General features: G+C 58.5%; 21 protein-coding genes. 11 read left to right on the top strand and 10 right to left on the bottom strand.

What is annotated here, in order from left to right:
- Positions 1-312 precede the first annotated feature (312 nt).
- From rpsT to mutM, 3 genes are all read right to left on the bottom strand, one after another.
- On the bottom strand, positions 313-576 hold the full coding sequence (gene rpsT / locus ACR0LY_RS14800; RefSeq protein WP_170351928.1) for a 30S ribosomal protein S20: 264 nt from the start codon (positions 574-576) through the stop codon (positions 313-315).
- A gap of 225 nt (positions 577-801) precedes the next feature.
- A complete protein-coding gene (locus ACR0LY_RS14795) occupies positions 802-1,578 on the bottom strand; it encodes an enoyl-CoA hydratase (RefSeq protein ID WP_170351927.1) in 777 nt (258 codons plus the stop codon).
- Positions 1,579-1,644: 66 nt separating this feature from the next.
- Complete coding sequence (gene mutM, locus ACR0LY_RS14790) at positions 1,645-2,496, bottom strand: bifunctional DNA-formamidopyrimidine glycosylase/DNA-(apurinic or apyrimidinic site) lyase (protein WP_170351926.1); 852 nt, start codon at positions 2,494-2,496, stop codon at positions 1,645-1,647.
- 86 nt (positions 2,497-2,582) lie between these two features.
- On the opposite strand from mutM, the gene ubiE reads away from it, so the two are divergent.
- Complete coding sequence (gene ubiE, locus ACR0LY_RS14785) at positions 2,583-3,335, top strand: bifunctional demethylmenaquinone methyltransferase/2-methoxy-6-polyprenyl-1,4-benzoquinol methylase UbiE (protein WP_170351925.1); 753 nt, start codon at positions 2,583-2,585, stop codon at positions 3,333-3,335.
- Positions 3,336-3,338: 3 nt separating this feature from the next.
- A complete protein-coding gene (gene ubiB, locus ACR0LY_RS14780) occupies positions 3,339-4,868 on the top strand; it encodes a 2-polyprenylphenol 6-hydroxylase (protein ID WP_170351924.1) in 1,530 nt (509 codons plus the stop codon).
- Positions 4,869-4,963: 95 nt separating this feature from the next.
- Here the strand turns inward: ubiB and ACR0LY_RS14775 are convergent, their stop codons facing one another.
- Positions 4,964-6,139: an acetyl-CoA C-acyltransferase family protein gene (locus ACR0LY_RS14775; protein WP_170351923.1), complete on the bottom strand. Its 1,176-nt coding sequence runs from the start codon at positions 6,137-6,139 to the stop codon at positions 4,964-4,966.
- 117 nt (positions 6,140-6,256) lie between these two features.
- Between ACR0LY_RS14775 and ACR0LY_RS14770 the strand changes: the two genes are divergently transcribed.
- The 7 genes from ACR0LY_RS14770 (at position 6,257) to ACR0LY_RS14740 (ending at position 13,379) form a co-directional block, all read left to right on the top strand.
- Positions 6,257-6,823 carry a helix-turn-helix domain-containing protein gene (locus ACR0LY_RS14770; protein WP_170351922.1) on the top strand — a complete coding sequence of 189 codons (567 nt, stop codon included), beginning with the start codon at positions 6,257-6,259 and terminating at the stop codon, positions 6,821-6,823.
- 79 nt (positions 6,824-6,902) lie between these two features.
- A complete protein-coding gene (locus tag ACR0LY_RS14765; RefSeq protein WP_170351921.1) occupies positions 6,903-7,535 on the top strand; it encodes a sulfotransferase family protein in 633 nt (210 codons plus the stop codon).
- Positions 7,536-7,675: 140 nt separating this feature from the next.
- The gene (locus tag ACR0LY_RS14760) at positions 7,676-8,860 is read left to right on the top strand and encodes a glycine C-acetyltransferase (protein WP_170351920.1); all 1,185 of its coding nucleotides are present in this window, start codon (positions 7,676-7,678) and stop codon (positions 8,858-8,860) included.
- Positions 8,861-8,874: 14 nt separating this feature from the next.
- The gene (gene tdh, locus ACR0LY_RS14755; RefSeq protein ID WP_170351947.1) at positions 8,875-9,903 is read left to right on the top strand and encodes an L-threonine 3-dehydrogenase; all 1,029 of its coding nucleotides are present in this window, start codon (positions 8,875-8,877) and stop codon (positions 9,901-9,903) included.
- A gap of 63 nt (positions 9,904-9,966) precedes the next feature.
- Positions 9,967-10,848 carry a tryptophan 2,3-dioxygenase gene (locus tag ACR0LY_RS14750; protein WP_170351919.1) on the top strand — a complete coding sequence of 294 codons (882 nt, stop codon included), beginning with the start codon at positions 9,967-9,969 and terminating at the stop codon, positions 10,846-10,848.
- 3 nt (positions 10,849-10,851) lie between these two features.
- Complete coding sequence (locus tag ACR0LY_RS14745) at positions 10,852-11,679, top strand: alpha/beta hydrolase (protein ID WP_170351918.1); 828 nt, start codon at positions 10,852-10,854, stop codon at positions 11,677-11,679.
- Positions 11,680-11,894: 215 nt separating this feature from the next.
- A complete protein-coding gene (locus tag ACR0LY_RS14740; protein WP_170351917.1) occupies positions 11,895-13,379 on the top strand; it encodes a DUF1214 domain-containing protein in 1,485 nt (494 codons plus the stop codon).
- A 238-nt stretch (positions 13,380-13,617) separates the two neighbouring features.
- Here the strand turns inward: ACR0LY_RS14740 and infB are convergent, their stop codons facing one another.
- The 6 genes from infB to pip form a co-directional block, all read right to left on the bottom strand.
- Positions 13,618-16,092 (bottom strand): translation initiation factor IF-2, encoded by a 2,475-nt coding sequence (gene infB, locus ACR0LY_RS14735; RefSeq protein ID WP_170351916.1) that lies wholly within the window; start codon positions 16,090-16,092, stop codon positions 13,618-13,620.
- Positions 16,093-16,100: 8 nt separating this feature from the next.
- Positions 16,101-16,724, bottom strand: a complete 624-nt coding sequence (locus tag ACR0LY_RS14730; RefSeq protein WP_170351915.1) for an RNA-binding protein — start codon at positions 16,722-16,724, stop codon at positions 16,101-16,103.
- 22 nt (positions 16,725-16,746) lie between these two features.
- Positions 16,747-18,360, bottom strand: coding sequence for a transcription termination factor NusA (nusA, locus tag ACR0LY_RS14725; protein ID WP_170351914.1), 1,614 nt, complete (start codon positions 18,358-18,360; stop codon positions 16,747-16,749).
- A complete protein-coding gene (rimP, locus tag ACR0LY_RS14720; RefSeq protein WP_170351913.1) occupies positions 18,360-18,950 on the bottom strand; it encodes a ribosome maturation factor RimP in 591 nt (196 codons plus the stop codon). Before rimP ends, nusA begins: the two co-directional genes overlap by 1 nt.
- Before the next feature lie 159 nt (positions 18,951-19,109).
- Complete coding sequence (locus ACR0LY_RS14715; protein WP_170351912.1) at positions 19,110-19,931, bottom strand: ABC transporter substrate-binding protein; 822 nt, start codon at positions 19,929-19,931, stop codon at positions 19,110-19,112.
- Entirely contained in the window at positions 19,928-20,905 is a 978-nt protein-coding gene (pip, locus tag ACR0LY_RS14710) for a prolyl aminopeptidase (RefSeq protein ID WP_170351911.1), read from the bottom strand. The genes ACR0LY_RS14715 and pip overlap by 4 nt, the downstream gene beginning before the upstream one ends.
- Before the next feature lie 48 nt (positions 20,906-20,953).
- Between pip and ubiG the strand changes: the two genes are divergently transcribed.
- Positions 20,954-21,700, top strand: coding sequence for a bifunctional 2-polyprenyl-6-hydroxyphenol methylase/3-demethylubiquinol 3-O-methyltransferase UbiG (gene ubiG / locus ACR0LY_RS14705; protein ID WP_170351910.1), 747 nt, complete (start codon positions 20,954-20,956; stop codon positions 21,698-21,700).
- A 9-nt stretch (positions 21,701-21,709) separates the two neighbouring features.
- Positions 21,710-22,015: a YciI family protein gene (locus ACR0LY_RS14700; protein WP_170351909.1), complete on the top strand. Its 306-nt coding sequence runs from the start codon at positions 21,710-21,712 to the stop codon at positions 22,013-22,015.
- Position 22,016 lies beyond the last annotated feature (1 nt).

The following is a 22,016-nucleotide window of genomic DNA, read 5'->3' as shown; positions in this document are numbered from 1 at the left end:
GACCTTTAGCAGATCAGCAAATCAGCCGTGACCGATTGCCAACATTCGTTTCGTGACCGTCCTGATGCCCGTCAGTCAGATCGCCGAAACAGCCTGTCCCCCCAAGCGAGTGAATCGCTGTAACAGTGGTAGCAAGAGGCCAAGGCGTACGGCAACGAAACTCTGATATTGACTCGGGTCTTTTGCAGAAAGAATCTCTCGGTTTTGTGAAGGCGCGACTTTCCGGCAACAGCAACAAAAAGGCGCCACGCATTGTGACGCCTTTGAGAACAATTCAACCTTGTTTTGTTGACGCAAGGTCAACCTGAGCGATTAGCCCAGTGCTTTCACGCGTGCCGACAGTCGCGACATTTTCCGCGAAGCGGTGTTCTTGTGAAAGACGCCTTTTGTGACGCCACGCATCAGTTCGGGCTGAGCGGCACGCAGAGCTGCGGTTGCTGCGTCCTTGTCACCAGAAGCAATCGCTTCTTCAACCTTGCGCAGATAAGTACGGATGCGCGAGCGACGCGCTTTGTTGATAGCAAAACGCTTTTCGTTCTGACGAGCGCGCTTTTTAGCCTGAGGCGAGTTTGCCATGTGTTTCTGACCTTCATTCGGTACGGTTATCAATGGTTGCGCGTCACGGACTATCCGCACCGGTTCAGAATCACGAGTGTGAGTCGGGCCAAGCGGGCCGCACGCGCATGTATAGCGGCGCTAGTTACCCAAGTTTGCAGGATTTGCCAAGCCGATTCTTTTGCGCCGCATGGCAGTCATGAAAAAAGGCGGGCCAAGCCCGCCTGTTTCGGTCGCTTACGCGCTTTACTTGTCGCGGAACTGAGCCGCGCGTTTTTCCAGGAAGGCCGCCATGCCTTCTTTCTGGTCTTCTGTCGCAAACATCGAGTGGAACACGCGACGTTCAAACAGCATCCCTTCGCTGAGAGGCAACTCATAGCTGCGGTTCACAGCTTCTTTCGCCGCCATTGCACTCAGCTGCGATTTCTCAGCGATCTTCTGGGCGGCGCCCATCGTCTCTTCCATCAGTTTCTTGGCCGGTACGACCCGGCTGACAAGACCCGAACGCTCGGCCTCTTCGGCATCCATGAAGCGACCGGTCAGGTTCATGTCCATCGATTTGGACTTCCCAACGAAACGCGTCAGGCGCTGCGAACCACCCAGTCCTGCAATGACGCCCAGGTTGATTTCGGGTTGCCCGAACTTGGCGGTATCCGCAGCAATGATGAAATCGCACAGCATGGCCAATTCGCACCCACCGCCCAGCGCATAGCCAGCAACGGCTGCAATGATCGGCTTGCGGATCGCGCAAACACGGTCATTCAGAGCACCAAACAGATTTGAACTGTAGACATCAACAAAGCTCATCTCGGACATTTCCTTGATGTCCGCGCCGGCCGCGAACGCCTTGTCCGAACCGGTAATGACGATGCAGCGCACCTTGTCGTTGGTATCCGCGTCTTCCAATGCGATGCACAGTTCCTGCGCCAGCTGCGAATTTAGCGCATTCAGCGCATCGGGTCTGTCGAGCTTGATAAGGGCGACGTGGTCTTCGATTTCGACGATGATCGTCTCAAAAGCCATGAGGTGTAAGCTTCCGGTTGTTCCGTTCAAGTACGATTCCTTATCACGCGATTTATCTGGATCAAGTTATCTTTGGCATTGCGCACAATAGAAGGATGAGCGACCGGACTGAGTGATTCTCTTTATTTCCCCACTGCATCCCTGGGTTCTGCAGGGTTCGCCTTCGCGTCCGTAAACGTCAAAGCTGTGTTGAAAATATCCAAGTTCTCCATCGGCTTGGCGGAAATCGCGCAGGGATGAACCACCCGCGTCGATCGCGTCCTGCAGTACCCGCCGAATGATCGGAACCAGCGCGCCGACACGGGCGGCAGAAATTTGTCCTGCTTTGCGACGTGGCGACACACCCGCACGATAAAGGGCCTCGCAAACATAGATATTGCCCAATCCGGCAACGATTCCCTGATCCAACAGTGCAGATTTGACAGGAGTATTCTTGCCCTTGAGCGCTTCGATCAGGTGCTGTTCGTGAAAATCATTGCCCAGCGGCTCTGGCCCCAGAACGGATAAAAGCTTGTGATCCTCGGCTGTAGCCGTGGGCAACAGGTCCATCGCGCCGAAGCGCCGCGGATCGTTGAATGTCACACGCGCGCCATTGGCCATGTGAAACACCACGTGGTCGTGTTTTTCGGGCATGGGATGCTCATGCACGAACTGCCCTAGCGGATCACCCGATACTGTCATCCGCCCAGACATACCCAGATGGATCAACAAAGTTTCACCGCTGCTGAGATCTGCCAGAATATACTTCGACCGCCGCCGCAGCTGATCCACCCGTTGCCCGGTCAGCCGCTCGGCCATGCGGTCCGGGAACGGCCAGCGCAAATCGGGGCGATTCAGATCTGCCCGTTCGATCACGACCCCCTCCATTGCGGGGCTCAGGCCGCGTCTTACTGTCTCGACCTCGGGCAATTCGGGCATTAGATGGCTCCTAATTCAAAGGGCCGCATTGTGCCCCGGTTCCAGAGCCCTATAACAGAGACGAAATTCGACAAACGGCAAGGCTTATGTCTGACAACAGCGACAAGACCACTCATTTCGGGTTTGAAACCGTGCGCGAGGCCGACAAGGCCGGTCGTGTGCAGGGCGTGTTCAACTCGGTCGCCTCAAAATATGACGTGATGAACGATGTCATGTCGATGGGCATCCACCGGGTCTGGAAAGACGCGATGATGGACTGGCTGGCCCCGCGCCCTGGTCAACGTCTGCTGGATGTGGCCGGTGGAACGGGCGATATCTCGTTTCGCTTCCTCAAACGCGCGGGTTACGGTCACGCCACGGTTCTGGACCTGACCGAGCCGATGCTGGTCGAAGGCCGCCAGCGCGCCGAGGCCGATCAGATGTCCGACAGCCTGAACTGGGTGGTGGGCGATGCGATGGCCCTGCCATTCGAGGACAACACGTTTGACGTCTACACCATTTCCTTCGGCATCCGGAACGTGACTCGCCCGCAAGAGGCGTTGAATGAAGCCTTCCGAGTTCTAAAGCCCGGTGGCCGCCTGATGGTGCTGGAATTCAGCCAGTTGCCCAATGAAGGGCTGCAAAAGCTCTATGACTTGTACAGCTTCAACGTCATTCCCCGCATGGGCAAGCTGATCGCCAATGATTACGACAGCTATCAATATCTGGTCGAATCGATCCGCAATTTCCCCGATCAGGAAACCTTTCTGGGCATGGTTCGTGCCGCTGGATTCGAAAACGCCAAATACCGCAACCTCAGCATGGGCATCGCCGCGCTGCATTCCGGCTGGAAAATCTGATTTATGCGCGGCCCCCACAACATTATTCGCCTGATCCGTACAGGCGCCACGTTTGAACGCACAGGCGCCATGAACGTGGTGCTGGACGCCTTTGAGGCCCCCCGCGCGTTGCGATTTCTGGCGCATGCGTTGGGCAAACCGTTTCAATGGCTGGGTTACAAGGGCGATCCCAATATGCCGCCCGCCACCCGAGCGCTGACGGCGCTTGGCCCGGCTTATATCAAATTCGGTCAAATTCTCTCGACCCGGCCCGACGTGGTGGGCGAAGAACTGGCCGCCCAATTGCGTGTGTTGCAGGACAAGCTGCCACCCTTTTCCCGCGCCGAAGCCATGGCTGAGGTGGAAAAGGAACTTGGCCAGCCCGTCGATGAGGTTTTTGAGGAATTCAGCGAACCGATCGCCGCAGCGTCGATTGCGCAGGTTCACAAGGCCCGGCTGGTCAGCACTGGCGAATATGTCGCCGTCAAAGTGCTGCGCCCGGGGATCGAGCGTGCCTTTCACAAGGATGTCGATGCGTTCTATTTCGCCGCCCGTATTGTCGACCTGTTCGCCCCCGGCGCGCGCCGCCTGCGACCAATGGACGTGATCGAACATTTCGACGGCGTTGTACGGGGTGAGTTGGACTTGCGACTGGAAAGCGCCGCTGCCTCAGAATATGCCGCCAATACCAAGGACGATGCCGGTTTCTGGCTGCCCCCCGTTGTGTGGTCACTGTCCGCGCGCCGGGTGATGACGCTCAGCTGGGCGGATGGCGTACCGCTGGGCGACAATGCTGCACTGGACGCGGTGGGCCACAACCGCCGCGATCTGGCAGAGCGGGTCCTGCACCTATTCCTGCTGCACGCCCTGCGTGATGGCTATTTCCACGCCGATATGCATCAGGGCAACCTGAAGGTCGCCGCAAATGGCGATATCATTGCCTATGACTACGGCATCATGGGTCACATCGACGAATACACCCGCCGGGTCTATGCCGAGATTCTGTTCGGGTTCATCCGCCGCGACTATAAACGCGTGGCCGAGGTGCATTTCGAGGCCGGTTACGTCCCCGCCAACCAGGATGTCGACGAATTTGCCCGCGCGCTGCGAGCGGTGGGCGAGCCGATCTTTGGCATGGACGCCTCGCATATCTCAATGGGCCGCCTGTTGAACTACCTGTTCGAGGTCACCGAGCGCTTTGGCATGGAAACCCGGACCGAACTGATCCTGTTGCAGCGTACGATGGTTGTGGTCGAAGGCGTCGCACGCTCGCTCGACCCACATATGAACATTTGGGAAACCGCCCGCCCCGTGGTCGAGGATTACATAAAGCAATCCATCGGTCCCCGCGCCGCGCTGCAGGACTTCGGCAAAACCGCCATGGTTCTGGCCCGCTTTGGCCCACGATTGCCGGGTCTGGTTGAAAATGCCCTGATCGCCCAGACGCAAAAAGACGACCCGCAAAAGTCATCCCTATGGTCCGCGGCCCTACCTGCCGCAATCGGTGCCGCAGCCGGTGCTGCGCTTGTCCTGATTGTCAACGCGCTCAGCTGAGCCAGACCGCCTGCTTCTTCTGGCCAACAATACCTTCGAGGGGAATCGCGCCTGCGCGCGATAGGGGGCAGACAGCCCCCCTGCACGGTGCGAAATCAAAGCCGCTCGATAGCCAGTGCAATACCTTGCCCACCACCGATGCACATAGTCACCAGACCTTTGGCCCCACCTACGCGCTCCAGCTCATACAGCGCTTTCATGGTGATGATTGCGCCGGTTGCCCCAACCGGGTGACCCAAGGCAATCGCGCCACCATTCGGGTTAACCTTCGACGCGTCCAATCCCAGTTCCTGATTCACAGCCAGAGCCTGCGCCGCGAAGGCCTCATTGCTTTCGATCACATCGAAGTCATCCACCGAAAGGCCGGTTTTTTCCATCAGGTTCCGCACCGCCGGAACCGGTCCAATGCCCATAACCTCGGGGCGAACACCCGCATGGGCATACCCCAGCACGCGCGCCTTGGGCTTCAATCCGGCTTTCTCGGCCGCGTCCGCTGTTGCCAATACCATCGCCGCCGCCCCGTCATTGATGCCCGAGGCATTGCCCGCCGTCACGCGCCCGTCCTTCTGGAATACCGGTCGCAATCCGGCCAGGGTCTCGGCAGTGGTGGCCTTGGGATGTTCATCGACCTTGAAATCAACCATGTCCCGCTTGACCTTGACCTGCACGGGCGCGATCTGACTGTCGAAATACCCCGCCTCAATCGCCGCTGCCGCGCGGGTCTGACTGGTCACGGCGAATTGGTCCATCTGCTCGCGGGTGATCTGGTGTTCGTCTGCAACGTTTTCGGCCGTCACACCCATATGTCCGGTGCCAAACGGGCAATTCAGCGCCCCCAGCATCATATCCAACGAGGTGACATCGCCCATCTTCGCGCCCCAGCGCGCCTGCGGCACGATATAAGGGCTGCGCGACATACTCTCGGCCCCGCCGGCCACGGCAAACTCGGCATCCCCCAGCATCAGGGACTGCATCGCCGAGACAATCGCCTGCGCGCCCGACCCGCACAGCCGGTTCACGTTCATCGCAGGTGTACCATTTGGGATCCCCGCATGCATCGCGGCAACGCGCGACAGGTACATGTCCCGCGGCTCGGTATTGATCACGTGGCCGAACACCACATGCCCGATCTGACCACCTTCAACACCCGAGCGTTCCAGCGCGGCTTCGGTGACAACCGTAGCCAGATCGATCGGAGCGGTCGAAGCCAGCGCGCCGCCAAAGGTTCCAATAGCGGTGCGGGCACCGTCCAAAATTACGATATCAGTCATGGATCACTCCTCGTGCATTTGCGCGCAGTATGCATACACCACGTCGCCCTGTCCTATGGGACGTCCCGTCACGGTTGGAATTGACAACCACAGATACAAGGCGCATGAAATTCCGTCATGACGGAGAATACAGACGATATCCTGACACGCCTTCCCGCCCGCCTGAAAGAGGCACGTCGCGCCAAGGGCCTGTCGCTCGAAGCCGTGGCTAATCTCAGTGGTGTGTCGCGTTCAATGGTTAGTCAGATCGAACGGGGGGAAAGCAGCCCTACCATCTCAACCCTGTGGAACCTGACCCGGGCCTTGCAGGTGGATTTCGCCGGTTTGCTGGAAGAGACCGGCACCGCAAACCAAATCGAAGTGCTGCGAAACTCTGAAGTGCCAAGCATCGACAATATGGGACAAAACTGCCGGATTCGCATCCTGTCCCCCCCCGAAGAAGCGGGCGGGCATGAAGTCTATGACATTCAGTTCGACAAAGACGGCGCATTGAAAAGCCAGCCCCACACGCGCGGCGCGCAAGAGCAATTGACGGTTTTGGACGGGTCGGTTCGCGTCACATCGGGATCGGCCACAATGGAGTTGAACCAAGGCGATACAGCGCGGTATGCGGCGGACGTCTTGCACTCGATCGCATCGCCCAACGGTCCCGCGCGAGTGTTCCTGATTGTGAAAAACGCCTGACCCCGACCGGGGCGAAGTTTGGGGGATACCTGTGTGTTGTGCTATTTTATGGCATTTACACGAATTGGAGTTACCCAAAATGACTTTGGAAGTGATTGGCGCTGGATTCGGCCGCACTGGGACGAATTCGCTGAAGCTTGCTTTGGAACAGCTGAATTTCGGACCCTGTCACCACATGTTCGAAGTGCGGGACAATCCCGAACAACTGCCCGCTTGGAACCGTGCCGCACATGGTGAGCAAGCTGATTGGGATGCCATGTTTCACGGCTATCGCGCGCAAGTCGACTGGCCAGGCGCCGCATACTGGCGCCAGCTTTCTGATCATTATCCAGATGCTAAAATCATTTTGAGCGTGCGCGACCCTGATGCCTGGTTTGACAGCATATGGGCCACGATTGGACCATTCATGACCACAATGCGCGGACGGCACGACTCGGATCATGCAAACGCAATTGCCGAGATGTGCAGCAAGTTTATCGTTCATGGCATCTTCGACGGCCGGATGAATGATCGGGATCACGCCATCAGCGTGTTTCGGAAGCATATCAAAAAAGTCCGCGACACTGTCCCGAAGGACCGATTGCTGGTCTATGAAACCGGAAGCGGATGGAAACCACTGTGCACATTCCTTGGCGTCGACATTCCCGAAGAACCCTATCCGCACACAAATTCAACCAAACAGTTTCAGGACAACGTGGCAAAACCGGAATAGACGCCTCCGAATCGAAAGCAATTTTCAGGGTCCTCCGCATGTTCCGTTATCGTGGATTTTTTTCTGCAATATTGAATTCCCCTATTTGGGAACCATATCCGTTATGTTAGATACGCGACTCATATAAACCGGAGACCGCCATGGCCGATGCATTCCTGTCCCACATCACGGACACCCTTGCGCAGATTGAATCTGAGGGTCTGTATAAACGCGAACGAATGATCACCTCGCCTCAGGGCGGTGAGATTACTGTGGGCGACAAGCAGGTGATAAACCTGTGCGCCAACAATTATCTGGGTCTGGCCGATCACCCTGCGCTGATCGACGCCGCCAAGGGCGCGATGCGGCCCAAAGGGTTCGGCATGGCCTCGGTCCGGTTTATCTGCGGCACCCAGGACATTCACCGCGAGTTGGAACAGAAGCTGGCGCAATTCCTGAACAAGGACGATGCGATCCTGTTTGCGGCTTGTTTCGATGCCAATGGCGGGCTCTTTGAGCCCTTGTTAGGGCCAGAAGACGCCATCATTTCGGACAGTCTGAACCATGCCTCGATCATTGACGGGGTGCGGCTGTGCAAAGCGAAACGCTATCGCTACCTGAACAACGACATGAACGACCTTGAGGCCTGGCTGAAACAGGCGCGCGAGGACGGAGCGCGGCACATCATGATCGCGACCGACGGCGTGTTCTCGATGGACGGTTACCTGGCCAACCTGCCGAAAATTCGCGAGCTGGCCGATAAATATGATGCCATCGTTATGGTCGATGACTGCCACGCGACCGGCTTTATGGGGCCGAACGGCGCAGGCACGCCAGATCATTTTGGTGTCGATGTCGACATTCTAACGGGAACCTTGGGCAAGGCACTTGGGGGGGCAATCGGCGGTTATATCGCCGGGCCGCAACCAGTGATCGATCTGCTGCGGCAGCGGGCGCGGCCCTATTTGTTCTCAAACTCGCTGCCACCCTCGATTGTCGCCGCAGGTCTTGAGGCGATCCGGTTGGTCGAAGAGGGCGAAATGCTGCGCGCTCAGTTATTCGGCAACGCGAAATACTGGCGTGCTGGGCTGGAAAAGCTGGGCTTTGACCTGCTGCCCGGCGAACACCCAATCATTCCGGTGATGCTGGGCGAGGCCACTTTGGCGCAGGACATGGCGTCGCGTCTGTTTGATGAGGGCGTCTATGTCTCGGGCTTCTTCTTCCCCGTTGTCCCGCGCGGACAAGCGCGGATCAGGACGCAGATGAATGCAGCCTTGACGAAAGACGAACTGGACCGTGCATTGGCCGCCTTTGGCAAGGTTGGCAAAGAATTGGGAGTGATCTGATGCGACCCAACACGATGAAAGCTTTGGAGAAATCCAAGCCCGAGGAAGGTCTGTGGATGGTCCAGGCCCCGGTGCCCGAAATCAGCCCCGAAGAGGTGCTGATCCGTGTCAACAAGACCGGCATCTGCGGCACCGACATCCATATCTGGAACTGGGATGACTGGGCCGCCGCCACAGTGCCGATTCCGATGATCACCGGCCACGAGTTTGCGGGCGAGATCGTCGAGATCGGGCGCAATGTGACAGGTCTTGAGATCGGTCAGCGCTGCTCGGGCGAGGGGCACCTGATCACCACCGACAGCCGTCAAAGCCGGGCGGGAAAGTTCCACCTTGATCCGGGCACGCGCGGGATTGGCGTGAATGAACAGGGGGCCTTTGCCCAATATCTGAAACTGCCCGCCTTCAACGTGGTGCCCCTGCCCGAGGACGTGCCGGATGAGATCGGCGCCATCCTCGATCCATTGGGCAATGCGGTTCACACCGCGCTCAGCTTTGATCTGCTGGGTGAGGATGTTCTGATCACCGGCGCAGGCCCCATCGGCATCATGGCTGCCGCTGTCGCCCGCCATGCTGGCGCGCGCCATGTGGTGATCACCGATATCAACCCCGATCGCCTGAAGCTCGCGGAACATGTGGTTCCGACCGTGCGCACCGTGGATGTGTCCAAAGAAGACCTGCAGGACGTCATCGCAGAACTGGGCATGAAAGAAGGGTTCGATGTAGGGCTGGAAATGTCGGGCTCACAAATCGCGCTGGATCAGATGGTCGAGGCGCTGGTGATGGGCGGCAAGATCGCTCTGCTGGGTATTCCGCCCGGCAAATCCCCGGTCGACTGGTCCCGCATCGTGTTTAAGGCCATTACCATCAAAGGCGTCTACGGGCGCGAGATGTTCGAGACCTGGTACAAGATGATCGCCATGCTACAGAACGGTCTGGATGTCAGCCGTGTCATCACGCACGAGATGAAAGTTGACGATTTTGCCGAAGGATTTGCCGCGATGAAATCAGGCCGGTCAGGCAAAGTGGTGCTGGACTGGACCTGACGCTCTGGCACTGCGCGGGTTCAGCCCCTAAACAGGGGTGAACCCAGTCGTTTGGAGGAGCATATGGGCGATAAGGATGATCGGTATCTGGAACGCGGAATCGAGGACACTCTGGTCACCGATTTCGCACAGACCCATCGCAAGAGTTACGGCGATTTCCTGCAACTCAAAACCCTGCTGAACCTGCAAAAAACCTTTCAGGACCCTGCGCAACCAGATGAGATGCTGTTCATCATCATTCATCAGGTCAGCGAGCTGTGGCTGAAACTAATGCATCACCAACTGGTCGAGGTGCGCCGATTTCTGCAACAGGATGAATTCGGCCCTGCGATGAAAAATCTCGACCGGGTCAAGGCCATCCAGCGGCAACTGATATCCGCCTGGGAGACGTTGCTGACCATGACCCCTGCGGACTACATGACCTTTCGCGAGGCATTGGGCAGTTCGTCCGGTTTTCAAAGCTATGGCTATCGCCAGATCGAATTCATTTTGGGCAACAAGGACGCCTCGACCCTAAAAGTCCACGAGCATGACCCGCAGGTCATGGAACTGCTGAACGCTGCGCTGACCAAGCCGTCATTATACGACGAGGTTCTGTTCATGTTGGCTCGGCAGGGATTTGACGTACCACAGGACCTGCTGGATCGCGACTATTCGCAGCCATACTCCGGTGATCCGCGCGTGGTTAAAATATGGGTGCAGGTGTATCGCGACACGGACAAGTACTGGGATCTTTATGCTCTAGCCGAGAAACTTATGGACGTGGAGTCCCTGTTTCAACGCTGGCGCTTCGATCACGTCACCGCGGTAGAACGAGTGATAGGCAACCAGCCGGGCACCGGCGGGTCCAGTGGTGTATCCTTCTTGCGGAAAGCCTTGGATTTGCGGTTCTTCCATGATCTTTACGATATGCGCACCGAACTGATGTATTCCCAGCAGGAGTAAGCGATGCTGTACCGCGGGTTTTCGCAGGAAGAGCTAGAGCAGGAATATTCGCCCCGGTCGATGATCGGCGGCGACCTGACGCCTTATCTGGACAGCTACGCCGCGCTCAGCGCGCAGCACCGGGCACAGATGGAAGTCATCGGGAATGTCTCTTACGGCGACGGTAGGGCGCAGGTTTTGGATTTCTTTCCCGCGAAGGGGGCAGGCGCGCCACTGCACGTCTTTATTCACGGCGGTTACTGGCAGGCGCTGAGTCAGAACGAGTCGGCAATGATGGCCCCGGCACTGGTTGAGGACGAACAGTCCTTTGCGACCTTGAACTACACATTGGCCCCCGAGGCGCGGATTGGCGACATGATCAACGAATGCCGCGACGCCCTGCTGTGGCTGGCCGCAAATGCGCCTGATCTGGGTTTCGATCCGTCACGGATCACCCTGTCGGGCCACAGCGCCGGGGCGCAATTGGCGGCTATGGTCATGGCAACCTCGGCCGATGCGCTGGCCCGCGCCGGGCTCCGCGTGCGCGAGGTGATCCTGATTAGCGGCGTCTATGATCTGGAGCCGATCAGCCTGACGTCCGTAAACGATCCGCTGCAACTGACCCCGGTCGAGATACATGATCTGTCCCCTATCCTGCACCTACCCGCCCCTGGCCCGCGTTACCATGTGACTGTGGCGGAACGGGATACCCCCGAATTCGTCCGCCAGAGCCGAGATTATGCCGAATTGCTGCGCAAAGCCGGGCATGCGGTCAATTTCGATCTGAAAAAGGGGATGCAGCATTTCGATATAATTATGCATCCGGAAACGTTTTTGGCGACGTCCCGATAGCCAAGAAAATTGGGTATCAGTCAGGTCTGGCCTTTAGCACACAAACCTGCCCATCCCTAACGAACCGAACGTTTTTGACGGAGCAGGGAATGTCCGGTTCAAGCCCGAAGCCGACGCAAGAAATCTTTACGTTTTTTGGGCGACGTTTGCCACTGCACTTCCGAGTAATTCGCACATAGACTGCAGGGGTTTCAATTAAACGCCGAGGTATCAATATGAAAACTGTACTGCCCTGTTTGACGGTAGCTTCCGCAATCCTACTGTCTGGTCAACAAGCCGTTTCGCAGTCTTTCAACGACACAGGCGATATTCTGGCGAGATCGGCCGAGATCGAGGACATTGAATACACGATCATGGTTCAACGCGCGACGCAGGCCGCAATCTGGGGAATGCCTGCGGCTGGTATGGTGGACTTCCTGAAAGGCATTCGGCGTGACCTCGGTGGCGACTACAACGATGTCGTTTACCTGAACAAACCCTTCGACTCTAAGCATGGGTTTTTGACAGCGAACGACGTGACCGCCTATGCATGGTCGTCGATGACATCTGAACCCGGTCCACTTGTGATCGAGGTGCCGGCGGCAACAGACAACGTCAGCTACTTTGGAACGATTGTGAACGCCTGGGACGTGCCAATTGTCGATGTTGGGCCGGACGGCCATGACAAGGGAGAAGGGGGCAAGTACCTGATGCTCCCGCCCGGCTACGAAGGAGAGATGTCGGTCCAGGAACTGACGGATGCGGGCTATATGCCCTTCGAAACTGATACCTACGAGTACGGCTTCTCTTTCCGCCCGAGGCTATACAACGGAGCGACGGATGCCGACGCAGCGGACTATGCGCAGACGATCAAGGTCTATTACTTATCGGAAGCGGATAACCCGCCGCCGAACACCTACCACGAAGCCTCTGAGGTTCCGTATGACTCGCTGCCCTACTACAATCATACCTACTTTCAGGACCTGAACGACTACATTCAAAACAACCCGATCCGTCCGCAAGACAAGATCATGGTCAATTTCCTGAAGGATCTTGGGATCGAAAAAGGCAAACCCTTCGAACCGACGGAACGCCAAATCGATGCTATGAACGAGGGGCTTCTATTGGCCTATGCCGCCATGCAGCGATACTTCGTTGAGCCCGGTTTAGCGACCGTTCCGCTTTGGGTCGATGAAAGCGGTGACTTGAAGTCGCAGTGGCTGATCTGGGACTTTGCCGAGGGGCAAGCCGAGCTTGGCTTCCCATACGAGACCGATACCGAAGTGTTGGTCGATGATCGGGCTGGTGGAAGTTACTTCTGGATTACCTATCTGCCCAAGAATCTGGGCGGTGGCACCTTCTATCTCACTGGTCTGCGCGACAGCGCGGGAGACATGTACGACCATACTCAGACATACAAACTGAACATCCCTGCAGATACGCCCGCCGAGGATTTCTGGTCCGTGATTGTCTACTCGATGGAGACCAAGAGCTTCATCCGCAATGTGAACCCAGTCGGCCTGTCGTCGCGGGATGTAGAAACAATGCAGGTCAACGAAGATGGGTCGTATGACATCTACTTTGCTCCCGAGGCACCCGAAGGACAGGAGAGCAATTGGATACCAACGACGGAACCGTACTTCTTACTGTTTCGACTGTACGGACCTGCTGACGGCTGGATTGAGAGCGGCTGGGTATTGGGTGATCTTGAGAAAATTTGAACACGCCCAAGTCAGAAAGCTGTCCGAGTAGCGGGTCAAAACGCGATTCCGCGTGATGTCTGCTTTGTCCGCACAGCCGACGTTATGTTGGATTCACCGTGTGGCAATGTCTGAGTTGCTTAAGCGCGGTCGGGATTAGAGTCAGAAAATTTCGTTCAAGACAGTTAAGGTTCGTGGTATTTCACAAAAAACAGCGGCCCAATTGAGCCGCTGTTTTCATTTCCCATACAAAGCAGGATCAATCCAGCGTCCGGGTGACCTCTTCGCGTTCGAAGATTTCGATCACGTCACCTGCGCGGATATCGTCGTAGTTCTCGAACGCCATACCGCATTCTTGACCCGACTGAACCTCGGACACTTCGTCCTTGAAGCGTTTCAGCGTCTTCAGCGTGCCTTCGTGGATCACCACGTTGTCGCGCAGCAGACGGACGCCTGCGGAACGACGCGCCACACCTTCGGTGACTAGACAGCCAGCGACCTTGCCAACACCGGTAACCTTGAAGACTTCGCGGATCTCGGCGTAACCGATGAACTTTTCGCGGATCTCGGCGCTCAGCAGGCCCGAAGCGGCGGCTTTCACGTCGTCGACCAGATCGTAGATCACCGAGTAGTAGCGGATTTCCACGCCTTTCTGGTTCGCGGTGTTCCGTGCCGACGCATTGGCACGCACGTTGAACCCAAAGATCGGCGCACCCGACGCTTCGGCCAGGCCGACATCGGTTTCGGTAATCGCGCCAACGCCCGAGTGCAGAACGCGCACACGCACTTCTTCGTTGCCGATCTTTTCCATCGCCTGAACGATGGCCTCGGCCGAACCTTGTACGTCCGCTTTCATCAGAATCGGCAGCTCGGTGACGTTTTCGTCTTCCTTGGCCTTCTGCATCAGCTGCTCAAGGGTGGTCGCGGCACCAGCGGCGGCGCGTTTGTCCTTGGCGGCCTGTTCACGATAGGCGGCAATCTCACGGGCCTGTGCTTCGGTCTCGGTCACGTTCAGAACGTCACCGGCCTCGGGCGTGCCGTTCAAACCCAGAACCTCGACCGGGACCGAGGGGCCAGCTTCTTTGACGCGATCGCCCTTGTCGTTGATCAGCGCGCGGACCTTACCGTATTGCTCACCCACAACGAAGATATCGCCCTGACGCAGCGTGCCGTTCTGAACCAGAACGGTGGCCACGGGGCCACGGCCCACATCCAGCTGCGCCTCGATCACAGCACCTTGGGCGGCGCGGTCGGGGTTGGCTTTCAGCTCCAGAATCTCGGCCTGCAGCGCGATGGCTTCCAGCAATTCATCAAGGCCCTGACCGGTGATGGCGGACACTTCGACGTCCTGAACCTCACCCGACATTTTCTCAACGATCACTTCGTGTTGCAACAGATCGGTGCGCACTTTGTCCGGGTTTGCATCCGGCTTGTCGACCTTGTTGATCGCCACGATCATCGGCACTTCGGCCGCTTTGGCGTGATTGATCGCTTCGATCGTCTGCGGCATCACCGCGTCGTCGGCAGCCACAACCAGCACCACGATATCCGTGACCTGAGCCCCGCGCGAACGCATCGAGGTAAAGGCCGCGTGGCCCGGCGTATCCAGGAAGGTCAGCGTAGTGCCGCCATCGGTTTTCACCTGATAGGCACCGATATGCTGGGTGATGCCTCCAGCCTCACCGGCAACAACGCGCGCATCTCGAATCGCATCCAGCAACGAGGTCTTACCGTGGTCGACGTGACCCATGATGGTGATGACCGGCGGACGCGGCTGCAGATCTTCTTCGCTGTCTTCGACCTCTTTGATGACGTCTTCGACATCCGAATCGGAAACACGCGTGACCTTGTGACCAAACTCTTCGATGATCAGCTCGGCGGTATCGGCGTCGATGGTTTGGTTCTGCGTGACCATCATGCCCATGTTCATCAGCGATTTGACCACATCAGCCACACGCTCGGCCATACGGTTGGCCAGTTCGGACACTGTGATCGCCTCGGGCAGTTGCACGTCGCGGATTACCTTTTCCCGCTCGACCGGGCCGCCCATGGCTTTCTGACGCGCTCGCTCCTGCTTGCGCTTCATCGACGCCATCGAGCGCTGACGGCTACCTTCGCCACCGGTGGCCTGACCCAGTGTCAGCTTGCCGGAACGACGATTGTCATCACGGCCCTTGCCGCGACCGCGCTGTTCGCGTTCACGGTCCTGCTTGCGCGGGGTGGCGGCCGGGGCTGGTTTGCTGGCCGGTGCGCGCGCCGCTTTGGGTTCTTCAACAGCTGGGGCAGCAGTGGCACGTTTGGCGGATTCTGCCGCCTCTTTGCGCTTGCGTTCTTCCTCTTCGGCCTTGGCGCGGGCGCGCTCTTCGGCTTCGCGCTGTTCGCGCTCTTTTGCTTCTTGCTCGGCACGACGACGGGCGCGTTCTTCCTCGCGCGCCTTTTCGGCGGCTTCACGCGCTGCGGCCTCTTCGACTTCGCGGGCCTTGGCGGCCTGCAGTGCCTTCATCCGGCGCGCCATTTCCGCGTCAGAGATACCTGCAGGGCGACGCGACGGATCACCCGACGGCGTTGCTCCGCCACCCGGTTTGCCGGCGCCCGGCTTGGGAACCACCACGCGCTTGCGTTTGGTTTCCACCACGACATTCTTGGTGCGTCCGTGGCTGAAACTCTGTTTCACATTTCCGGGGCGTGCCCCACCACGAAGACCCAATGTCTTTTTGCCGTCATTCTCGCTCATAAAGCTTTTTACCCTTCCGCGCGGCCCCTGCCGCCGTCATCCGTTTCGCGCAAGCCACGCAGGCGCTGCGCTTCCTCTACAACACGTTTGGCGAGTCCACCAGAGGCCATGGCCGCATGAATCACGGTTTGGCGCCCAAATGCCTGTCCTAACTCGTCTGCGGTCAGCCAACCGATGTATTTTCCAAAGTGCGGCGTGCTGAGTTTCGACTTGCCGCGCCCCGATCCATCGCTGGCCTGAATCAGCACTTGTGCCTCTTCCCGGTCCAGCCATGTCTTGACCTTTTCGTACCCAGCGACCGCGTCACCGGACTTGCGCGCCAGGCTCAACAGCTCGATCACCCGGCGCGAAACCTGTTTTTCGACCTCATCGGTCAAATCCTGTGGCACGCTGACTTGCGCTTTGAACCCGCGGGCGAACAGCTTCTTGCCAACGGCCTTGTCCAGTGCAGCGCGATCCGCCGCCACATAGACTCCGCGACCCGGCAATTTCGCCGCGACATCCGGATAGACCTGCCCGTCCGGCCCCGTCACAAAGCGTATCAACCCATATTTAGGTTGAATGTCGCCCGTGGCGATGCACTTGCGTTCAGGTCCTTCGGACCGATCCTTATGGACGCCACCGCGACCCATGCGCGCACCCCGAGGCCTGAGATCAGGCCTCGGCCTCCTCGTCTACTGCTTCGCCATCTTCTTCGGCTTGTTCCAGCTCGGCGGGATCGACCCAGCCCAGCATGATACGTGCGGTCATGACCAGATCCTGTGCTTCTTCCAGCGTAACGCCGAAAGGCTCAAGCACACCGTCATCCTTGATTCGCTCACCATCGACCGTGGTCCAGCCGCCGGCCAGTTCCCAATCGGCGCAGGTGGCAAAATCCTCAAGCGTTTTTACGTCGTCCTTTGCCAGCGCTTCCACCATCTGGGGTGTCAGGCCTTCGAATTCAATAAGGCTGTCCTCGGCACCCAAGGCACGGGCTGCGTCCAGCGCTGCCTTGGCCTGGGCTTCCAGGAATTCACGGGCGCGGGTTTGCAGCTCCTGCGCAGTGCCTTCGTCGACGCCGTCAATGACCAGCAGCTCTTCCAGCTCGACATAGGCAACCTCTTCGAGGTTGGTAAAGCCTTCCGAAACCAGAAGTTGCGCGAAGAATTCGTCCAGATCGAGGCTTTCCATGAACAGCTGCGTGCGGGCTTCGAACTCTTTCTGACGGCGCGCCGATTCTTCGGCCTCGGTCATGATGTCGATATCCAGATTTGTCAGCTGGCTGGCCAGACGCACGTTCTGACCGCGGCGACCGATTGCGAGGCTCAGCTGTTCCTCAGGCACAACAACTTCGATCTTGCCGGCTTCTTCGTCCAGAACCACCTTGGAAACCTCGGCGGGCTGCAGCGCGTTCACCAGGAAGGTCGGCTGGTCTTCGTTCCACGGGATGATGTCGATCTTTTCGCCTTGCAGCTCGTTCACAACGGCCTGCACGCGGCTACCGCGCATACCAACGCAGGCACCGACAGGATCGATGGACCCATCGTACGAAATCACGGCAATCTTGGCGCGGGAGCCGGGGTCACGGGCCACGGCCTTGACCTCGATGATGCCGTCATAGATCTCCGGCACTTCCATCTTGAACAGCTCGGCCATGAATTCCGGCGCAGTGCGCGACAGGAAGATCTGGTGGCCACGAACCTCGCGGCGCACTTCCTTGATATAGGCACGCACGCGGTCATTCGGGCGATAGCTTTCGCGGCCGATCTTGTCATTGCGGCGCAGAACGGCTTCGGCACCGCCCAGATCGACGATGACATTGCCAAACTCTTCGCGCTTAACCGCACCGTTGATGATGGTACCCGCACGATCCTTGAATTCTTCGTACTGACGGTCGCGCTCAGCTTCGCGAACCTTTTGCAGGATGACCTGCTTGGCGGACTGAGCAGCAATCCGGCCCATTTCAACCGGGGGAACCTCTTCGACGAAGACGTCGCCGACCTCGGGCGCTTCCATGTACTGCTTGGCCTGCTCGACGGTCATCTCGGCCTGATAATTCTCAAGCTCTTCATCCTCGACCACGGTGCGAACGCGGGTGAATGTCGCTTTGCCGGTCTTGCGATCGATGCTGACACGGATATCCATCTCGGCGCCGTAACGGCTCTTGGCGGCACGGGCGAGCGATTCTTCCATCGCTTCGACAACCAGACCGGGGTCGATCATCTTTTCGCGGGCCACGGCCTCGGCGGTCTGCAGCAGCTCCAGCTGGTTGGCTGAGGTGATTGCCATCAGTTCGTCTCCTCTTCGGACCCTTCGGTCTCAATCTCGTCGAAAGCGTTTTCGTTCAGGGCACCGGCGTCCTTGCGCTGGCGCAACATTTCCTTGATCAGGTCATCGGTCAAAACCAACTTGGCATCGCTTAGCCAGTCGAATTGCAGACCAATGGTGATTGTCTCGGACCCTTCGGGGATGTTGATCAGAACCTCGTCGCCCTCGATCCCAGCCAGCTCACCCTTGAACCGGCGGCGGCCATCGATCAGCTCGGCGGTCTCGATCTTGGCCTCATACCCCTCGAACATCTCAAAATCCTTGAGACGGGTCAGAGGACGATCAATGCCCGGGCTTGAAACCTCAAGCGTATAGGCGTCAAGAATCGGATCTTCGACATCCAGCGTGGCGCTAACCGCGTTCGAGATTTCGGCGCAATCATCCACTTCGATGCCGCCATCAGGCTTGTCGGCCATGATTTGCATCGTGGTGGTCTTGCCACTCATCAGGCGGATGCGGACCAGCTCATACCCCAGATCTTCGATCACGGGGGTGATGATCTCGGCCAGCCGCCGATCAATCGCCGCTTTGGCTATCAGGTCGTTTGTCATCAGGTGCTCTACCCTGTCATACGGGCACAAAAAAACGGGCGCGCGGCCCGTCGAAATTTCCGGTGGAGCCCCGGACCGAAGCCCGACACGCCGCTGTTGCAACTGCATATACGCAGGGTTTCTCGAATCTGCAACCCCCGGTGCACGACGTGATCGGATTTACGCCATCCACCACCGTTCGGCGATGCGGCCATCGTCCAGTGCGCGGCCCGCCCCGATCTGGCGCGGCATGCCCACATGTGGGGCCACGGCCAGTGCCATATCCGATTCGCTTGGGTGAAAACGCAGCCCGCGCTGGCCTTTCAACTCGCCGCCTGAGGGCAGCGCCGCCACGTCGACGAACCCGTCGCGCAACGCCTCGGCCCGGACACGGGCGTCGGGGATGACAATGATTTCGAACGTCTCGGCCCACCCGGCCTTGCCGTCCTTATAGTGCCCGACCACCTTGCGGCCCAGGAAATGACGATCATCCTCGGCGCGTTCCACGCGGTAGCATCCGGTACCATTGGCCGCGTGCAAAGGCGTCACGCCTTGTCCGTCGCGGGTGATGACAAAGCGGCTGTCGGCCAGCAGGAACGGCAGGCCCGGATTTGCCTCAGCCAGTTCAAGCTGCACCTGATTGGGCGATACGGCTTCGACCCGCCCAACATTGCCCAGAACTGCCATCACATCCGCAACGTCCAGCGGCACGCCATCGTGAAAGGTAACACCCTCGCGCAGATCGAACTGCCAGACCCGCGCATCCGCGTCCGTGTGCCAACCCGTCGCAAGCTCACCGCGCAAGGTGCCATCTGGGGCAATTTCGGTCAGAGTATCAAACACCGCCCCACGGGCCACCTGTTCCAAGCTGTCATCGCGTGGCACAGCCAGCCGCAGTGCACCACCGGCCTTAGGCGTATCCGCCAGCGACGCCCCCGTGGCCGCCAGCAAAGCTGCGGCAGCACCCGAGGCAAACAGAGCACGACGGTCAATCCGGGTCATACCACGCCCTCGGCCACGCGATCCATGATCCGGACCAGCTCGGCGCTGATACCGGGTTCAGACAGGGCGTGGCCTGCGTTGCGGACCATCTTCAGTTCGGCATTGGGCCAGCGTTCGGCCAGATTCCACGCGGCCTGTGGTGGGCAGATCATGTCATAGCGACCCTGCACGATATGGCCGGGGATATGAGCGATCTTGTCCATCTGGTCCAGAATCTGACCATCCTTCTCTAGGAAGGCGCTATTGATGAAATAGTGATTCTCAAGCCGCGCAAAGGCCCGCGCATATTCGCCAGGGCTTTCCCCCGTCCCGCCTTGGGCATGAATTGAAGCCAGCGCGTTCTCCCACGCGGACCAGGCCCGCCCATACAGGATTTCCGTGGCCCGATCCCCCGAAAACAGGCGTTTGTTATAAGCAGCGATCGTGTCGGTCAGCTCAGCCTCGGTCAACAGAGCGGTGAATTTCGCCCATTGCTCGGGCCAGAACTTGCCTGCGCCGCCGCCATAGAACCAATCAAGCTCGGCCTGTGTGGCCAGGAACACGCCGCGCAGCACCAGACGGTTCACGCGATCCGGGTGCGCCTGTGCATAGATCAGCGCCAGAGTCGCGCCCCAACTGCCGCCAAACACAGCCCAATCCTCGATATCCAGTAGGGTGCGCAACCGTTCGATATCGGCCACCAGATGCCATGTCGTATTGTCGGTCACCGACGCATGGGGCCGCGACCGGCCACAGCCGCGCTGATCGAATAGAATCACCCTATAGACGCTGGGATCGAAATAACGGCGCATCGCCGGGCTGCAGCCGCCGCCCGGCCCGCCATGCAGCACCACAACCGGTATCCCCTTTGGATTGCCGCATTGTTCCATATAAATGCGATGCCCTTCGCCCATATCCACCATTCGCTGATCGAACGGGTCGATCGGCGGGTACAGATATTGCACTGCGCGCTTTTGGTCCGGGTACTTGTCCATTATGGCCCTATATAGTCCTTAAACGTAAAAGAGCATACGGAGACAGGAATGCAAGCGCATCCGAACACTGTGGATCCATCCGAGATCGCAAAATTCGAAGCGATGGCCGCAGAATGGTGGGATCCTCACGGGAAATTCAAACCGCTGCACATGATGAATCCGTGCCGTCTGGATTATATCACACAGCAGATCGCGGGCGAATTTGACCGGGATTTGACCGCGCCGAATCCGTTTCAGGGCCTGCGTTTGCTGGATATCGGCTGCGGCGGAGGGCTGCTGAGCGAACCGATGGCGCGCCTTGGGGCCGAGGTCGTGGGCGCCGACGCCGCCGAGGGCAACCTGCCCGTTGCGCGCATCCACGCGGAACAGTCCGGGCTGGACATCGACTATCGCCACACCACCGCCGAGGCGTTGGCCGAGGCGGGCGAGCAATTTGATGTGGTGCTGAACATGGAAGTGGTCGAGCACGTGGCCGATCCGCTGTCCTATCTGACCGCAACGCGGCAATTGCTGAAACCCGGCGGGTTGGAGATTTGTTCCACCATCAACCGCAACCCGAAATCGTATGCTATGGCGATCGTCGGGGCCGAGGTCGTCATGCGCTGGCTGCCGCGGGGTACGCATGAGTGGAACAAGTTCATCACCCCCGATGAGCTGTTCGACCTGCTGCGCCAAGCCGGGCTGGAGCCGGTGGACCGCAAGGGGTTTGTATTCAACCCGATTCTTTGGAGTTGGTCGATCTCGGACCGGGATCTGAGCGTCAATTACGTCACAGCCAGCATTCGCCCAGAGTAAGGACTTTTTATGTCAGTAATCCCCGAAGGTAGCAGCCTGTTCGTCGTAGACATCGAATACATTGTACCAATGAATCAGGTGGAACCCGTAATCGACTCGCATATGGATTTTGTACACGCGTCATATAAAGATGGCCGGTTCCTGATGTCCGGGCCAAAGGTTCCACGCAGTGGAGGTCTGATCGTGATGACCGCCGACAGCCGGGAGGAGGCTGAGAAGTATCTGGAACATGACCCGTTCGCACAAGAAAAGGTTGCCAAATTTCGCGTGACCGAGTTCCGGGCGTCCAACCTGCATCCCGCTTTGAAAGCCTGAC

Source organism: Ruegeria sp. BC5, assembly GCF_056539205.1.
Note: the sequence above shows the minus strand (reverse complement) of the source record. Positions and strands in the feature narration are given on the sequence as shown.